Source organism: Paenibacillus sp. 598K (assembly GCF_003851045.1).
GTDB lineage: Bacteria > Bacillota > Bacilli > Paenibacillales > Paenibacillaceae > Paenibacillus_D.
In genome coordinates, this window is sequence record NZ_BFBX01000042.1 from 121253 (window position 1) to 138413 (window position 17161).

Consider the following 17161-nt stretch of genomic DNA (forward strand, 5'->3'; position numbering starts at 1 on the left):
CAAGGTGCGGCTGTGAGTCCAAAGCTGTAAGATACAAGTTACACGTGCAGTGGCGCGACATGCGAGTTGGGGTTACAAGTAAGTTACATGTGCGGCGCTGCGAGGTCTGGCAAACACTGTGCGCTGGGAACTGTGCTCGAGTTGGGAATACGGTGCTGCGGGAAGCTAGTTAGGATTACAAGTGCGGTGCTACGACATGTGTGTGGGCTGCTAGTTACAAGTGAGGTGTTACGAAGATGAGATGTAGCTTACCTCACTGGTAAACGCCACTCGACTCACGACTTGCGATAAATTTAACTGCAAAAGTACCTTTAAATGAGTCGTATTTGCTGGAAATCGTTTGGTTAACTGCAATAGTGCAGTTAAATAAGCCAAACTTCCCTGAATGCCAGCATTCTCGCAAAAATAACTGCACAAATGCAGTTACGGGCGGCGTTTTCGGCGTTTTGGGGAGAAATAGATGTACTTTTACAGTTGTGCGGGTTCGTCCGAGTGCGACCTCTCGCTGGCTGGCGGGCTAATGCATCGCCGCGTCCGGCGATAGGCGATAGGCGATAGGCGAGAGGCCAGCATGCTGCGTCGCTCGGCGATAGGCGAGAGGCCAGCATGTTGCGCCGCCCAGCGGTAGACGTGCGACCCGCACGCCGCCATGCGCCGCCACGCCCGGCGGTAGGCTGGAGGTCAGCACGTCGCCATGCGACGCTGCTGTCTCGGATGCAGCGCACAACCTGCTCGTATGACTGCGCGCCATACCATGCGTTGTACTTCGGTCCATACTACTGGGCTAGACGCTTGATATACAGAGATAGGCAAACACATTGGATAAGGAAAAGGGGAATGGATGATGAAGGGCATGACACGTAAATCGAAAGGTTATTTTATGCTGACGGTAATGCTGTTGATGGCGATGCTGGTCACAGCATGCGGAGGCTCGGGCGGGGGTAGCAAGACAACAGGTGGAGAAACGAAAGCATCTGGCGGGTCCGGCTCGTCGATCAAAATCGGCGTATCGATCCCGGCAGAGGCCAACAACTCGCTGCAATACTGGTACAAGGGCATCCAGAAGCAAGCCGAGCTGTACGGCATGGAAGTCGTCGGCATCGACGCGCAGCTGAACTCGTCCAAGCAGGTGAGCGATATGGACAATCTGCTCGTGCAGGGCGTCGACGTCATCCTCGTCTGGCCGCTCGACCCGGCTGCGATCAAGCCGGCGATCGATCGCGCGACGGAGAAGAAGGTCCCGGTCATCGGCATCGACTTCAACACGCAAGAGGGCGGCTCGGACTTCGGTCTGGCGCATCAGATCATCCTTGGTCGCGGTCAGGGCGGCATGGATGTAGCCAAGCTGTTCGCAGATATGCTGCCTGAGGGCTCCGAGGTCGGAGCGATCGGTATGGCAGCGCCGGTGCCAGGCAACATCTACATGATGGAGCAATTCCGCGTCGAGTCCGAGAAATTCTCGAACATCACCTGGGTCGGCCAACAAAACAACCCGACCGACAACATCGCTGGCGCCGAGCCGATGATGGCCAACCTGCTGACCAAAAACCCGAATATCCGTGCCGTCTTCGCCTACAATGACGACAGCGCGGTCGGCGCTGCGCAAGCGATCACCAACAATGGCAAGTCGCTGTATTCCGCCGACAATCCGGACGGCATCATTGTCGTTGGCTTCAACGCCGAGCAAGCGGGCATCGATGCGATCAAGCAAGGCAAGCAGTATGCGACCTTTAACATCAACCCGATCAAGACAGGCTCTGCTATGGTGCAGGCTGCCAAGCAAATCGTCGTCGACAAAGCGGACATAGCCAAAGAGCAAGTAATCGCCTCCGACTTCGTGAGCGTCGAGACGATCGACAGCTTCCAGTCGTGGGATGAAGAGCTGAACGCGCTGCAATAGTCTAGTCGTCCTCCGAGCAACATAGGCAAGGGGCGGCGTATAACTCCAGGATCTAAAGAGGTGCTTATGAAAGAACACGGAAGCAATCGACCGCTGGCGGCCATCGAGATCGACGGCCTGTACCGATCCTTCCCCGGCGTCATGGCGCTGACTGATCTTTCACTGACGATCCGCCCCGGCGAGATCTATGGCCTGGCTGGCGAGAACGGCTCGGGCAAGTCGACGCTGCTGCGCATCATCGCGGGGCTCGACGCGCCCGATGCCGGGGAGGTCCGTGTCCGGGGACAGCGGCTGCGCGGCGTCCGCTCGGCGCTGCGCAGCGGTATCGCCATGGTGACCCAGGAGCCGTCGCTGGTGGACAGTCTGTCCGTCGCCGAGAATGTCGGGCTAGGCCGTCATCTGCATAACGGCTGGCTGGTCCGTCGCGGACAGCGTGCGGCGATCGTCGGGGAGATGCTGCGCAAGCTCGGTCTGGGGGGGCTCGACCTCGACCTGCCGGCGGGCCGCCTGCAGCCGCATGAGCTGCAGATGGTGACGATCGCCCGAGCGCTCATCTCCGACCCGGATATCCTGCTGCTCGACGAGGCGACCAGCTCGCTCACCGACGATCAGACGGAGCGGCTGTTCGGCCTGCTGCGCGAGCTGCGATCGCGTGGCAAGACGGTCGTCTTCATCACGCACAAGCTAAGCGAATACTTGACTCTCTGCGACCGGATCGCGGTGATGCGCGACTCGCGCTATGTCTGTGAGCTCTCCCGGGAGGAGGCGGACGAGGCGCGACTGGTGCGGGAGATGGTGGGCCGCGAGCTGACGCAGCTGTTCCCTGGCGCGTCGACGGCCAGCGAGCTGCCGCCGACCGTGCAGCTGCAGCTGCGCGAGCTCCGCTGCGAGGGTGCGGAGCAGGTGAGCGTGCAGTTCCGACAGGGCGAGATCTTCGTCCTGGCCGGGCTCTCCGGCTGCGGACGAAGCGAGCTGCTGCGGGCTGTAGTCGGGGCGGTGCCGTGGCGAGGCGAGATGGAGCTGGATCACCGCGCCTACCGTCCCGCCAGACCTGCCGATGCGGTGCGCGCGGGGATCGCGTATATCCCGGCGGAGCGCAAGTCGGAGGGCATCCTCGCCGGGCTGTCCGTCCTGGAGAACACGGTGATCAGCCGCCGACTCCAGGAGCGCCCTTGGAGCCGGGTCAAGGGGGCGCAGGAGCGTCAGCTCTATGAGGAGCTGGCGCAGCTGTTCAGCATCAAGGCGCCGAGCGGCGCAGTCCGGATCGAGACGCTCTCGGGCGGCAATCAGCAAAAGGCGCTGCTCGCCCGCGCGACCTCGTCGACGCCGCGCGTGCTGCTGCTGGACGAGCCGACGCGGGGCATCGACGTCGGGGCCAAGGCGGATATCTATCGCCTGCTGCGGCAGCTGACCGGTCAGGGCGTGACGGTCGTCGTATCGACCTCGGATCTGCAGGAGGCGGTCGGCATCGCCGATCGGATCGGCGTGATGTTCCGCGGTCGGCTGCTCCGCGTGCTGGAGCAGGATCTCACTTCAGAAAGGGTGATGTACTATGCCACAGGCAACCACTAGCGAAGTTACTGAGCCGATGCACAGGCGAGGGCCGCTAGAGACGGTTCAGCGGCTGTTTTTCCGCTTTGCGGGCATCGGTCCGTTGCTCATCCTGCTCTGTGTGGCGATCGCTGTGATGAATCCGGTCTTCCTGAGCTTCCAGAATTGGGTGAACCTGCTGAACTCGGTCGCGTCGATCTGGATCATGGCGATGGCGATGACGCTCGTGCTGCTGACGGCGGGCTTCGACCTGTCGGTCGGCTCGATGCTGGCGCTGAGCGGCGTCGGCATGGTGACGATGATGAGGGCGGGGGTGCCTGAGAGTCCGGCGATCCTGCTGACACTGGCAGCTGCGGGCGTGATCGGCGGTTTGACCAACGGGCTGCTGATCGGCAAGATGGGGTTGAACTTCTTCGTCGTGACGCTTGGGACAATGACGCTCTATCGGGGGATCGTCTATGTATGGACCAACGGGCAGACGCTGTACGCGTCCGATTATCGGATCGTCTCGTGGATCGGCAATGGCAAGATCGGCCCGCTGCCGGTGACGATCCTGCTGATGGCGCTGGTGTTCGTCGCGGTCTGGCTCATGCTGCGCTACACGCATTACGGCCGCTCGATCTATGTCGTCGGCGGCAATCCGACGGCAGCTCGTCTGGCGGGCATGAACGTCGGGCTCATCCTGATCTCGGTCTACGCGCTGGCGGCGGTGTTCGCGGCGCTGGCCGGCGTCGTCGAGACGGGACGACTGGCCTCGGCTTCGCCGACGGTCGGCATGAGCACCGAGCTGCTCGTGGCGGCGGCGGTGCTGCTCGGCGGTACCAGCTTCCGCGGCGGCGAGGGCGGCGTGGTCGGCACTGCGCTCGGCGTGCTGTTCATCGGCGTGCTGCAGAACGGCCTCGGCCTCTCCGGCATTTCGTCCTACTGGCAAAATGTCATCACCGGCATTATCCTGATCTTCGCGATCATGCTCAACCACGCCAAGTCCAAACGGAGCTGACCAGCCTCGCGAGCGGACCAACTAACCAGTAGTACCAGCGGCTGCGCCTCGGCTGAGGCGCGGCCGTATTTTTGTTGTGTGCCGTAGCGCACCTTTCTTTCTTTGATAGGACGCGCCCCGACTTAGGTCGCTTGTATCCAATTGGGAAGAAGCATAGAATATAAAGTATGAAAAAATCGACCTTCTTCTATGCATGCCTATTAATAGGCTGGGTGGTGCTCGTATTTATGTTTTCCTCGCAGTCCTATGATCAGCAGAGTATCAAGCCGTTGTTGCACCGAATATTCCAGGATGTGAATCTGTCCCGATTCATGCCTGATATTACGCTTTATTATCGGGGTACGCCGATTAGCGCCAAGTATGCGCCGTACAACTTTATCGAATTCATCTTCCGCAAATCTGCGCATATGTTCGTCTATGGCATGCTCGCTGCGCTCATGCTGCTGCTGTTCCGCTCGATCTTCAGCCGCAGACCGGTTTTCGCAACACTGCTGACGCTCGGGGCGACCTTCGTAGCGGGAGGACTCGACGAATGGAATCAATATTACTCGGACAGCCGCACCGGCAATATGACCGATGTCTGGATCGACATGACAGGTGCCGTCCTCGCAGTCACGGTGACGTGGCTGCTGATCGGCCTGTTCCGCAGGCGCTCCTCGCGCAGACGCGGCAGACGGATACGATAGAGGGAGTGTGTGGCGCTCCGTAATACATAAGTAATTAAGTAGGCGGATACGATAGATGGGGCGCAAGGCGCTCTTGCAAGACTTAGTAGGTGGGTGTGATAGGACGCTTCGTAAGGCATAGTAGCTAATGTTGCATGGGGGGCGAGCGAGGCTCCGCGATGATGTGTCCGGTAGATATGAGAGGCGAGCCGTAATAACGTGTCAGGCAGGTGTGAAAGGAAAGGACGGAGCCGATACAGCGAGGGGGCGCAGCATGGTGGCAAATCGCATGGATGCAACAGCAGCAAAAGCAAAAGAGTCCTCCCTTGGCTATGGCATCATCATTGCAGGTGGCCTTAGCCGTCGCATGGGCACAGATAAGGCGCTGTTGCCGGTAGGCGCTCCGCCCTGGCGCGAGCCGATGCTGGCGCATATCGCCAGACAGATGCTCCCTTGGTGCGATCGACTCCTCATCGCTGCGGGAGACGAAGCGCGTGCTGCCCGCTACCGCGAAGCTCTGGCTGAGGCTGCTGGCGAGGGGTGTGAGGAGCAGCTAGAGCGCGGGCCGAGTCCGTCTGACGATAGCGCAGTCGATGCGAATCATCGGGGAGCTGTCGAGCCCGGAGAGCGAGCCAACTATGGCCATCCTGCCGGTGCGGATGCTTCGTGGAGTCTAGCGATGGCCGATATCGGCTGGGTCGTTGATCGCTACGCTGGAGGCGGGCCGCTCGCGGGGGTGCATGCGGCTCTCGCTGCGGTCGCAGCGCAGCAGTTGCGAGCGGGGGGTTCCGGATTGGGCGAGTACGGGTTGGTGATGGCCTGCGACATGCCCCGCATCTGTCCGTCGCTCCTGCAGCGGATGCTGGATGCGGCGCGGGATACGCAGGCGGACATCGTATGCGTAGCGGGACAGCCCTTCCATGCCTTGTATCATGCCCGCACGGCCCGGACGATCGGCGAGATGCTGGCGGCGGATGAGCGGCGACTGATGCAGCTGCTGAACCGTGCGCACGCAGTCCATATCGAGCCGATGGCAGAGGAACGTCTCATCTTCACGCCGCTTAATACGCCTGACGCCTACCGCAAGTACCTGTATTAGCAGGGCCAACGGTGATTGCGCTTTCATATGCGATCTGGGGCGTTTTGTCAATACTTCATCGGTGAGAGGATTCTAATCTATTTCTAATTCTGCATGAGAATGTCAGAAAGGCCAAGGACTTGGCCACTTCTTGGTAATTGGTGGATATGGAAAATGTGATATGTTGGATTAGCCAGCAACCTGTCAGGAAAACCATCAACCAAACCAGGAGGACAACTATGACCTACAACATGAAGAATCACCGTCCATTCGCCAAGCTTGCGCTCGCTGTCGCGCTCAGTCTCTCGGTCGTCGGGACCGGAAGTCTGGCGGCTATGCCAGCGAAGGTGGAGGCGGCCACCAGCTCGAAGGCCGCAGCGGTGATTCGCACCGGCAAGCAGTTCATCGGCACGAAATACGTCTTTGGTGTCAGCTCGGGCACGACGCGCGCATTCGACTGCTCCTCCTTCACGCAATATGTGTTCGGCAAGCACGGCGTCAATCTGCCTCGCTCCTCCAAGGCACAGGCCAAGAGCGGCAGCTATGTGCCGAAGTCTAAGCTGCAGCCAGGCGATCTGGTCTTCTCCGATACCAATCGGGATGGACGGATCAATCATGTCAGCATCTACATCGGCAATGACCAGTTGCTGCATACGTATCGCGTCGGCGTCGGCGTGACCGTATCCAAGTTCTCGGGAAGCTCCTGGGACAAGACGTACGTAACGGCTCGCCGGGTGCTGTAGGCCAGACGTTTAATAGCATTAATAATACATCGTTTCGAGTCGTTATTCCGGTAGCCTTTTTTGCCGGTGCAGCGGCTTTTTTTTGTGCAAAATAACCTCTTGCGCTCGGTGCAAGAGGGCGCTATAATGGCCAAGGCTAACTAACGTTCGTTAGGTTGAGTTTGGTTTGAAGCTTGCTAAGGGTTGAAGCTTGGAGAAAGGAGGGAGCGGATGACTGCCAGTCGGATTAAACAGATGGCGCTCCCATTATTTGCGGAGCTGGGATACGAGGGGGCTTCGCTCTCCATAATCGCCAAGGCGGTAGGCATCAAGACGCCGTCGATCTACGCCCACTTCGAATCGAAGGAGCAGCTGTTCCTGGAGCTGATGAGCGATGTGATCGGCGAGGAGACGCAGCGACTCGATGCGTTGATGCGAAGAGTGTCGCATGAGCCGCTGCAGGAGCAGTGGCAGGCGGCGTTTCATTTTATGTGCGACCCCGGAGGCAGTGGCGTGACGTTCCTGAGACGGACGATGATGTTGCCGCCGCCAGGCTTGCTGACCCAGCTTCGTCTGGACTTCAAGCGTTGCGAGACGCGGATGTCCGACGTCCTCGGGGAGCTGCTGCATCGCGGGATGGAGGAAGGGCTGCTGCGCCGTCAGGAGGCGGGGCCTGTCCTGTCCTTGTTTTACGGCTTGACGGACGGTCTGCTCGTGGAGCGGCAGCTCTATGACGAGCCGACGTTCCTGACCCGGCGCGAGCAGCTCTGGATCTGGTTTTGGCAAGCGATTAAGAAAGGATGAAGACATCATGAAGACAGCTTGGTTTTATTTGCTGGTCGGCGGTATGTTCGAGATCGGCTGGGCGGTTGGGTTGAAGACGACGGAGGGATTTACGCTGCTGTGGCCGAGCGTATTTACGATTATGGCGCTGGTGGTCAGCTTCTATATGTTCGCCAAGGCGATGACGCGGCTGGAGATCGGCACAGCGTACGCGGTGTTTACAGGTATCGGCACGGCGGGCACAGTCATCGTCGGAATGGCATTTATGGGCGAGCCGGCAGGCGCGCTGCGGCTTTTCTTTGTCCTGATGCTGATCAGCGGCGTCATCGGTCTGAAGGTGATCTCCAAGGACGATCCCGATGTGCCTGTCGATCCGAAGCTCCAGCCCGAGGCGGAGCTGAAGTTTCAGGGAGGGGAGAGATAACGATGGCGTGGATATTTTTATTGTTGTCCGGACTGGCCGAGGTGAGCGGCGTCACCTTCCTGAAGCTGTCCAAAGGGTTCACGCGCCTGAAGCCGACGATCGGCGCGATTATCTCGGGGATGTTTAGCTTCTACTTCCTCTCGCGGGCGCTGCAGCAGATCCCGATCAGTACCGCTTACGGCATCTGGACCGGGATCGGCTCGGCTGGAGGCGTGCTGCTGGGGATGTATCTGTTCCGCGAGTCGCGCGATGTCCGCAAGCTGATCTTCATCGGGATGATTATTACGAGCGTCATTGGTTTAAGAGTCGTTGGCGGAGGCCACTAATCGACCGTTTTTTGTGGTATCATAAAAACTGGCCACTACTCTAGTCCCCTGACAGAACAGGATGAACGCCATGACCGATCTCTTGCGCTCGAGTCTGATGGATATCAGACGTTCCTATAAAATACATGTCGCTTTTGCCCTTCTATTTCTGGTAATGACGAGCTACTTGTTTATCCCGCTTATCTCTTATATCTTCAACCGCATGATGCGCGCGATCAGCACCGGCTCGCTGCTCAACGGCGAGGTGTACCGGATCGCGCTCAGCTATCAGGGCATCGGCGCGGTGGTGGCGATCTCGCTCGTCGCCGTGCTGGTGCTGTTCCTGCAGCTCGGGGTTGTGCTGGTGATCGCGCAGAAGGTTTATTTTCGCAAGGACATCCTGATCGCGGACGCTTTCGTGACGATCCTGAGGAGACTGCCGGCGCTGCTTAGCTTCGGTACGCTCCAACTGATGCTGTATTTGCTGTTCCTGCTGCCCTTTATCGAGTCGCCGATGTCGGCGTCGGTGCTCTCCAAGGTGAATTTACAGATTTATTTTACGACCAAGCTGAGCAACGGCTCCTACATCATGCTGGGGCTATACATCATACTGTTGCTGGTTATCGTCTATTATATCCTGCGCTGGCTGTTCTCGATGCACTATATCATCCTTGAAGGTCAGAGCACGCGCCAGGCGATCCGCAGCAGTCTGGAGCTGACGCGGGGCCATCGGTATCGCATCCTGCTGCAGCTGCTGCTGTTCAATGCGCTGACGCTGCTCACAGGCCTTGGCCTGGTCTCGCTGGTCAACTATCTGACCTCGCTGATCCCGGCCAGTCCGATCAGCTTCTTCATTAACGACTATATGCTGACGATCTCCGGCTTCCTCGCCTATATGGTGGCGCTGATGCTGATCCCGATCAATATGATCTTCACCACGCGGATGTTCTATCGACTGCGGGCCCGCGCGGGCAAGCTGCCCGAGGACAACCTGCATATCTACCGGCTGCGCTGGCTGCGTACGCTCGAGCTGCGCGTCGTCAGGATGTTCCGGACGCGGCGGCGCAAGCTGCTGATCGTGCTCGGGGTGCCGATCTACCTGCTCGTCTCGCTGTCGATCAACTATCTGGTCAACGATAACCTGCTCTACCTGAAATGGAATGTGCAGGTGGCCGGTCATCGCGGCGATCTGTACAGCGCGCCGGAAAACTCGATGGCGAGCGTGCGCTCGGCGATGGAAAAAAATCTCGATGCGATCGAGATCGACGTCCAGATGACCAAGGACGGCGTCATCGTGCTTAACCACGACTATACGCTCAATCGGGTCGCCGGCGTACCGGAGTCGGTGCATGATATGAACTATGCCGACCTGGCGCTGCTCGATATCGGGCGCCGCTTCTCCAGCGTATTCGTCGGCGAGCGGATCCCGACGCTCGAGGAGGTGCTGATCGAGACGCAGGGCCAGATCAAGCTGATCATCGAGATGAAGCCCTATGGCGATGGCAGGGAGATGGCCGCCAAGGTCGTCGAGCTGATTGAAGCCTACGATCTGACGGCCAGCTGCTATATCCAGTCGTTCGACAACTCGCTGCTGCGCGCGGTGCGCGAGCTTAACCCCGATATCAAGCTGGGGCAAATCCTCTTCATCGCTGCGGGCAATCTGTCGACGATCGATGTGGACTTCTATACGATCGAGCAGAGCATGCTCTCGCAGCGCTTCATCGACCATGCGCATCGACATGGCCGCGAGGTGTGGCTCTGGACGGTCAATGTCGAGCGCAACATCCGCGAGGTGCTCAAGTACAAGATCGACGGCATCATTACCGACTACCCGGAGAAGGTGCAGCGCATCATCGGCGTCGGTGGGGAATAACAGTCGCGCCAAAAAGCCGCCAACCCAGCGAGGGTCGGCGGCTTGTGCGGGGATCAGGCGGCCTTAGAGCTCTTCCGCACGACCGGAAGCTTTGTCCAGCAGCCGGATCAGCTCGGCTGGCGGGTAGGCGCCGGAGACGGCGTACTTGCGGTTGAAGATAAAGAACGGCACGCCGCGCACGCCGATATCCTGCGCCTGCTGCAAGTCAGCCGCTACCTCTGCTGCCCCTTCGCCTGCGGTCGCCCGCGCGAGCAGGTCCTCGGCATCGAGCCCGACGTCAGCGAGGATCGCCGCGAGCACGCCCTGATCCGAGAGGTCGCGACCCTCGGCAAAGTACGCCTCGTGCAGCGCCTCGACGAGCGCATCTGTGGCGCCCTGCGGGGCAATCGCCGTCAGTCGATGGGCCAGCAGCGTATTGGGCATCCGAGTGATTCGGTCGAAGCGGAAGGTCAGGCCGACAGCTGCGCCAGCTTGTGTGACTTGCTGAGTGGCAGCGGCGATAGGGGCGCTGCCGCCGAACTTGGACGCCATGACGCGCTCGAAGTCATCGCCCTCTGGCGGCACGTCGGGATTGAGCTGGTAGGCACGGTATGCGACGGTGATTTCGCCGTCGTAGCTCTTGCGCCAGGTGGCCAAGGCGTCGGCGAGATTTTTTTTGCCGATCCGGCACCACGGACATACATAATCTTGGAAAATATCGATCTGCATCGTAAGCGTCACTCCTTCGTCTGTAACCGATGTTCCTAGTATGCCGTATGTGAGCCAATTGGTGCAACTTAATAGCACGATCCTGGTGTACCGTTACTATAGACGTTGCACGGTCTCGTCTTTTTCGCTTAATGGAGACTCGCTCCATTCGCGATACCCCCATGGTCTGCGATTGAGGCTCGCTTCATTGGCGATTTACGCACGGTCTGCGTATGGGAGGACCTCATACGATACCTGTCATCGCTTAACTGCAAAAATACCTTTAATTATGCTCCAAAGCGGGTGCAAACGGAATTTTAATGCAAAAGTGCAGTTGTTTTTGGAAAACAGCCTATTTTGGAGGGGGTTCACTCCGATTAAGTGCACATTTGCATTTATTTACCTATTTTCATCCTGTTTCACCGAAAATAAAGGCACTTTTGCACTTATCTCTATCCGGCCTTTGTCCCTGGATTTCGAAAGCTGCCCCCCGGCCCACAGCAGCGCGCCCGTCCCGGCGACGGAGAGTCGCGAGCGGGACGGGCGCGTGAGGGGAGCAGCAGAATCTCGAAGCGCTGGGCGACTTCGGCTACTGCTCGCTGTCGAACGTTTCCATGAGCGCTCGCGCCTTGGCCTCTTCGGAGCGGAGCACCTTGAGCTGGACCGTGCTGGCGGCGCCGGACGACACCTTGGCTTTGACGCCTTGCGTCTTCAGATACGCCTCCAGCCGATCGATCAGATGCGCGCGCGAGGCGCCCTCGGAGCGGATCGCGATCCACCGTTTGGAGGTGAACGCGATGAGGAGGACAACGGCGACGATGATGACTGCGGCGAGGATGAACCATACAACTTCCATAGAAGCTGCACCACCTTTGTTGGCAGGATGTTGGACTTTGTATTCATACTTATTCATGTACCCCCGTATTCCATGCCAGCATTTTACGCAGAATGTCAGGGAAGCAGGGGATTAACGTTCGGGTATTAGGGGGGATAGCGATGATAACGATCGGTCTGACAGGCTGGGGCGACCACGACACGCTCTACCCAGACGCGGAGACAGCGAAGCGCAAGCTGCCGACGTATGCCGAGTGGTTCCGTACGGTCGAGGTGGACAGTTCGTTTTATGCCGTGCAGTCGCAGCGCAATATGGACAAGTGGACGCAGGAGACGCCGGTTGACTTTCGCTTCCTCGTCAAGGCCTACCAGGGGATGACCGGGCATGCGCGGGGACGCATCCCGTTCCCTGACGAGGCGGCGATGGTGGAGGCGTTCCGTTTGTCGCTGACGTCCTTCCGGGAAGCGGGCAAGCTGGGGGCGGTGCTGTTCCAGTATCCACCGTGGTTCAACTGCACGCGGGAGAATGTAGCGAAGCTGCGGGCCGACAAGGCGGCGATGGGCGATATCCCGTGCGCGCTGGAGTTCCGCCATCAGAGCTGGTATGCGGGCGACATGCGGGAGCGTACGCTGCGATTCATGCGCGAGGAGGGCTGGATCCACAGTGTCTGCGACGAGCCGCAGGCGGGCGAGGGGAGCGTGCCGATCATCGAGGAGGCGACTCATGAGGCGATGACGGTCGTTCGGTTCCATGGCCGCAATGCAGCAGGCTGGCAAGGGAGCGGACAGCCCAACTGGCGTGAGGTGCGGTATTTGTATCGCTATAGCGAGTTAGAGCTGTCCGAGTGGGCGGAGCGCATCGAGCGGCTGCAAGCGCAAAGCGAGCAGGTGGTTGTGATCTTTAACAATAATTCGGGCGGCGATGCGGCCGACAATGCGCTGCAACTGATGCAGATGCTCGGGCAGACGCCGCCGCGCGGTTCGTATGAGCCGCCGGGACCGCCCGATGACGGCGTGGAGCAATTGGAGCTGTTTTGATCGCGAGTGGTTAGAGCGGCGGACAGAGTGGTAAACTATCCCTGAGACGTTGCGGTCGGAAAATAACTGTCAGGCGCGTATTGACAAGGGTAACTGTAACTGATATTATTACAGTACGAAGCGGGGTGCCATCAGTTATGAACAGCGAATTTACGATAGCCGTCCATAGTCTGGTTCTCCTGGCCAACCTGCCGGAGCGCATGGCTTCGAGCGATGCGATCGCTGACAATGTGCAGACGAATCCGGCTCGCGTGCGCAAGGTGATGGGCTGTCTGAGGCGCGGCGGCTTCGTGGAGACGCGAGAGGGCACGCGCGGCGGTTACCGGCTGACGATTGATCCGCAAGTCGTAACGCTCGGCGACATCTATCGGGCGATGGCCATCGGCTCTCTCATGCCTTCCTGGTGCTCCGGCGATCCTGAGATGGATTGCGTGGTCGCTTCCAACATGGAGGACGTGATGTGCGAGGTGTTCTCCGCCGCCGATCGGCAGCTGGAGGCATACTTCGATGGGATTACGATCCAGGATATGCTGACGCGAGTGCGCGAGCGAGCGTAGGACAGATGCCGCGCCTGCCGCGGCCGGCATGCGGGACCGAGACGGCATTACCCCAGGTAGGCCAGTCGTGGCGCAACAATTATTAGGAGGATGATGACGATGGCAGTAGCACTGACGAAGGACAACTTCAAAGAAAGCATCGAAAAAGGCGTATCCGTTGTAGATTTCTGGGCCCCTTGGTGCGGTCCGTGCAAGATGCAGCTTCCGATCGTAGAGGAGCTGTCGACCGAGATGGAAGGTCAGGCGATCGTGGGCAAAATTAACGTCGATGAGGAGCCTGAGCTGGCTTCGCAATTTGGCGTCATGAGCATCCCTACGCTGATCCTCTTCAAGGACGGCCAGCCAGTCGACAAAATGGTCGGTCTGCAAAGCAAGGACGCGCTCAAAAATAAAATTCTGGGCCAGCTGTAAGATCAGCTGAGCTAATCAGGAACAGGCTTGCTACCCGTCATCGGGCGCAGGCCTGTTTTTTTCATGTTTTCATGCAACATTTGCCATCGCCCCTCCGTCTGTAGTGTCAGAAACGCATTCTATCCACGATAAGGGGAGAAGCAAAGGTGAAGAAGAGTAAGATGAAACGTACTAAAAAACAACTGATCGTCGGTCTGGCAACGGCGGTAGCGCTTACGGCATTGCCGGCGGGCGCATGGGCGGATACGGTGGCCCGCGCCGATCAGCCGATCCCGCTCATCACCGAGGAGAACCAGCCTGTGGCGCCTCCTGGTAGCGGCGGCGAAGAGGCTCCGTCCGATGTGGCCGTCTCGCGGGACAAGGCGGTCGAGCTGGCGCGCAAGCTGCTCCAGATCCCGACCGAGTACACGCTGCAGAGCGCCTCTTACAATACGGACCGGCTAGCAGGCGGGACGCGCAGCGCCTGGAATCTCGACTTCGTGAAGAAGGTCAACAACAAACAGCTCGGCAGCATCCAGGCTCGCATCCATGCGACGAGCGGCGAACTGCTCGGTTATGGCAGCTACATCAACGATCCCAACTACAAACCAGCCTATCCGCCAAAGGTCGACCGCGAGCAGTCGATGAAGATCGCGGAGGACTTCATCGCCAAGGTGGGCGCCAAGTACGCTGGCAAGCTGCGATATAACGCCGACTACGGCGTTCAGTTCCGCCCGCCGCTGAACGGCGAGGTGCGGTATCCGCTTCGCTACAACCGCGTCGTGGACGACATAGCCTTTATGGACAACTATATCGATGTCGAGGTCGACGGCGAAGGTCATGTGATGGGCTACCAGGTGACGTGGGATGACACGATCTCCTTTGAGCAGGGCAAGCCGTCGATCACGATGGAGCAGGCGGAAGCCAAGATCCGCGCGCTGGCCGAGCCGCAGCTCGCCTATGTGGTGCCTTATGACGCGAAAGCTCCGATCAAGCCTTACCTGAGCTACGAGATGGCGCCGCTCATGATCGATGCGCTCAGCGGCGACCGCTATCAGCCGTTCGCCTCGACGGTCAAGCCGAACCGGACGGAGCCGGTGGCGCCGTCGGCGCTCGGCGCGAAGCCTGCGGCCAACAAGAAGCTGACCGGCGAGCAAGCGGTCAAGATCGTGGAGGGCGCCTTCAAGCTGCCGGAGGGCAGCGAGCTGACAGATAGCAGCTACCATGAGTACAGCGACGAGCAGAACGGCCGCACGAGCGCGCAGTGGCAACTGAGCTGGAGCATCAAGGATAAGGACGACAAGGATAACGGCTCGGTCTGGGCGAGCGTCGACAGCCGCACAGGAGAGATCCGCAGTTACTCGCAGTACAGCTATGCCGAGGTCAAGGGCGGCGACCAGGTGAAGATCATCACGTACGAGCAAGCCAAGGCCAAGGCGCTCGAGACGATCAAAAAGCAGCTGCCAGGCTATGCGCATGAGCTATACCTGCAGGAGAGCGAGCAGGACCAGCAACTGGATCGCGCCGTGATCCCTGGTGATATCCGCGACTACACCTTCCGCTTCCAGCGGCTGATCCACGGGGCGAACGCCGTCTATGAGGGCGCGAGCGTGACCGTCAATGCGATCACGGGCGAGGTGCGCAACTACAACGCGGACCTCGGCAATTTCACCTATCCGGCCCAAAAGCCGCAGACGATCTCGAACGAGCAGGCGATCGACGCCTTCATGAAGTATTACAATCTGGAGCTGACCTATGTCCAGACCTACGCAATGCAAGGCGAGCCTATCCCGCTCGAGAAATACAATCTGATGGTGGCAGCTGGCGAGATCGTGCCAGGCAGCGGAGACAGCGGCAAGGCCAAGCTCGTCTATCGTCTGGTGCAGCGTCCGCTCGACGGCGATGTGTTCCTCGATGCCGAGAGCGGCCAATGGCGCGACCGTCAGACCGGCGATCCGGCCAGCCTGGTCAAGGAGACGGCAACGGATATCGCGGGTCACTGGGCAGAGCGCGAGCTGTCGATGATGGTGGCGTACAAGGCGCTTGATCTCGAGGACGGCAAGGTGCGTCCGCAAGCCGTCGTCACACGCGGCGAGATGATCAAGATGCTCGTCCTGGCGATGAACAGCGGCAACCGGCCGTCGCTCGCCTTCGCCAACAGCGAGTCGGCCTCCTTCCGAGATGTCGGGGCCAGCTCGGATTATTTCATCTACGTCGAGAATGCGCTGCAGGCTAATCTGATCGACCGTGGCGATGGCTCCTTCGATCCGGCCGGCGAGGTCGACCGCGAGGAGATGGCGGAGCTGATCGTGCGGGCGCTCGGCTACAATACGCTGGCCAAGTACGAGCAACTGTTCAACGTCCCGTTCAGCGATGTGGGGTCGATCGAGAACAAAGGTCAGGCTGCGATCGTCGCCGGACTGAAGATTATGAATCCCGACGAGAAGGGGCAATTCAACCCGGATCGTCTCGTGACGCGCGCCGAGTCGGCGACGGCGTTCTTCCGCTTCCTCCAGGCCAAAGCCGAGCTGCAGGAGGCGCCGCTCCGCAACTAGTAGCGGGCCAAGTCAGATCGAAGTGCGATGCAGGGCTCTCCCTGCATCGCTTATTCGGCGTTGGCGTTGGCAGGCGGGGGAGCCGGAAGGTATACTGAATCTAACAAGCGACAGCGCTCTCACGTGAGCGGCAACCGGGTCGCGAGAGGAGTGAGGCGCATGGGAGAGTGGTTGAAGCGCGTACGTCGCGGATATGGCCGCAAGCTGGTGTCGCTGCATGCCTGGAACGGCTGGATCGTCCTGATCCTGGGGCTGACCGGGCTAATCCTGATCAGCGGCATGTGGCGGGGCGTGCTCGGCGAGGGACGCGTCTGGATCAAGTGGGCGCATATCGTCGTCGGGCTGGCGGCGATTGTGCCGGTGATCTATTACTTGCTGCTGGCCGCCAAGCATTGGAAGCAGCTGCGAGGCAAGCCGTGGCAACGGGTCAATGTACTGATCGTGCTCGCGCTGTTGCTCGGCTGGTTCGGCTCGGGCGTCGTGCTCTGGCAGTTCCGCGCATTCGGCCCGGAGAGCGCCAATGCGGCGCTCGTCATCCATGATGCGCTCACCTGGGTCGGCTTGCCCTATATCATCTACCACTCCATCACCCGGCTGAAATGGCTGAAGGCGCCGCAGCGGCTGACGGTGCGACCGCCGGCCAAGGAGGAGACGGGGCTGCATCCGGCCGCGACGCCTCAGCCCGTCTATACGCGGCGGGCATTCATCCAGTGGACGATCGGCGCCGGACTGGCGGTGACGCTCGGGCCGGCGTTCCTGCAATGGCTCGGTCGCACGCTCGGCAGCGGCTCCGCTAGCC

Annotated in this window: 16 protein-coding genes and 1 pseudogene; 15 read left to right on the top strand and 2 right to left on the bottom strand. The window is 59.8% G+C overall.

Annotated elements, in window-relative coordinates:
* Window positions 1–853: 853 nt before the first annotated feature.
* The 10 genes from PA598K_RS14170 (at window position 854) to PA598K_RS14215 (ending at window position 10301) form a co-directional block, all read left to right on the top strand.
* A complete protein-coding gene (locus tag PA598K_RS14170; protein WP_185601960.1) occupies window positions 854–1900 on the top strand; it encodes a sugar ABC transporter substrate-binding protein in 1047 nt (348 codons plus the stop codon).
* Window positions 1901–1966: 66 nt separating this feature from the next.
* Window positions 1967–3472, top strand: a complete 1506-nt coding sequence (locus PA598K_RS14175) for a sugar ABC transporter ATP-binding protein (RefSeq protein WP_128657598.1) — start codon at window positions 1967–1969, stop codon at window positions 3470–3472.
* Window positions 3453–4451 carry an ABC transporter permease gene (locus tag PA598K_RS14180; RefSeq protein ID WP_128657599.1) on the top strand — a complete coding sequence of 333 codons (999 nt, stop codon included), beginning with the start codon at window positions 3453–3455 and terminating at the stop codon, window positions 4449–4451. The genes PA598K_RS14175 and PA598K_RS14180 overlap by 20 nt, the downstream gene beginning before the upstream one ends.
* Window positions 4452–4618: 167 nt before the next feature.
* A complete protein-coding gene (locus PA598K_RS14185) occupies window positions 4619–5137 on the top strand; it encodes a VanZ family protein (RefSeq protein WP_128657600.1) in 519 nt (172 codons plus the stop codon).
* Between the two features lie 253 nt (window positions 5138–5390).
* Entirely contained in the window at window positions 5391–6215 is an 825-nt protein-coding gene (mobA, locus tag PA598K_RS14190; protein WP_185601962.1) for a molybdenum cofactor guanylyltransferase, read from the top strand.
* 218 nt (window positions 6216–6433) lie between these two features.
* The gene (locus PA598K_RS14195) at window positions 6434–6937 is read left to right on the top strand and encodes a C40 family peptidase (RefSeq protein WP_128657602.1); all 504 of its coding nucleotides are present in this window, start codon (window positions 6434–6436) and stop codon (window positions 6935–6937) included.
* 210 nt (window positions 6938–7147) lie between these two features.
* Window positions 7148–7720 (top strand): TetR/AcrR family transcriptional regulator, encoded by a 573-nt coding sequence (locus tag PA598K_RS14200; protein WP_128657603.1) that lies wholly within the window; start codon window positions 7148–7150, stop codon window positions 7718–7720.
* A 7-nt stretch (window positions 7721–7727) separates the two neighbouring features.
* Window positions 7728–8123 carry a DMT family transporter gene (locus PA598K_RS14205; RefSeq protein ID WP_128657604.1) on the top strand — a complete coding sequence of 132 codons (396 nt, stop codon included), beginning with the start codon at window positions 7728–7730 and terminating at the stop codon, window positions 8121–8123.
* A gap of 2 nt (window positions 8124–8125) precedes the next feature.
* A complete protein-coding gene (locus PA598K_RS14210; RefSeq protein ID WP_128657605.1) occupies window positions 8126–8449 on the top strand; it encodes a DMT family transporter in 324 nt (107 codons plus the stop codon).
* A gap of 70 nt (window positions 8450–8519) precedes the next feature.
* Entirely contained in the window at window positions 8520–10301 is a 1782-nt protein-coding gene (locus PA598K_RS14215) for a glycerophosphodiester phosphodiesterase family protein (protein ID WP_128657606.1), read from the top strand.
* A gap of 63 nt (window positions 10302–10364) precedes the next feature.
* Here the strand turns inward: PA598K_RS14215 and PA598K_RS14220 are convergent, their stop codons facing one another.
* Together PA598K_RS14220 and PA598K_RS14225 are read right to left on the bottom strand one after the other, a co-directional pair.
* Entirely contained in the window at window positions 10365–11009 is a 645-nt protein-coding gene (locus tag PA598K_RS14220) for a DsbA family oxidoreductase (protein ID WP_128657607.1), read from the bottom strand.
* 568 nt (window positions 11010–11577) lie between these two features.
* Window positions 11578–11844 carry a hypothetical protein gene (locus PA598K_RS14225; RefSeq protein ID WP_128657608.1) on the bottom strand — a complete coding sequence of 89 codons (267 nt, stop codon included), beginning with the start codon at window positions 11842–11844 and terminating at the stop codon, window positions 11578–11580.
* 140 nt (window positions 11845–11984) lie between these two features.
* Between PA598K_RS14225 and PA598K_RS14230 the strand changes: the two genes are divergently transcribed.
* From PA598K_RS14230 to PA598K_RS37955, 5 genes and pseudogenes are all read left to right on the top strand, one after another.
* A complete protein-coding gene (locus tag PA598K_RS14230; RefSeq protein WP_128657609.1) occupies window positions 11985–12860 on the top strand; it encodes a DUF72 domain-containing protein in 876 nt (291 codons plus the stop codon).
* A gap of 137 nt (window positions 12861–12997) precedes the next feature.
* Window positions 12998–13417 carry an RrF2 family transcriptional regulator gene (locus tag PA598K_RS14235; RefSeq protein ID WP_128657610.1) on the top strand — a complete coding sequence of 140 codons (420 nt, stop codon included), beginning with the start codon at window positions 12998–13000 and terminating at the stop codon, window positions 13415–13417.
* A gap of 99 nt (window positions 13418–13516) precedes the next feature.
* A complete protein-coding gene (gene trxA / locus PA598K_RS14240) occupies window positions 13517–13828 on the top strand; it encodes a thioredoxin (RefSeq protein ID WP_128657611.1) in 312 nt (103 codons plus the stop codon).
* A 146-nt stretch (window positions 13829–13974) separates the two neighbouring features.
* The gene (locus PA598K_RS14245; RefSeq protein WP_128657612.1) at window positions 13975–16362 is read left to right on the top strand and encodes an S-layer homology domain-containing protein; all 2388 of its coding nucleotides are present in this window, start codon (window positions 13975–13977) and stop codon (window positions 16360–16362) included.
* A gap of 159 nt (window positions 16363–16521) precedes the next feature.
* A pseudogene (locus PA598K_RS37955) lies at window positions 16522–17161 on the top strand (molybdopterin-dependent oxidoreductase); the annotation flags it as partial.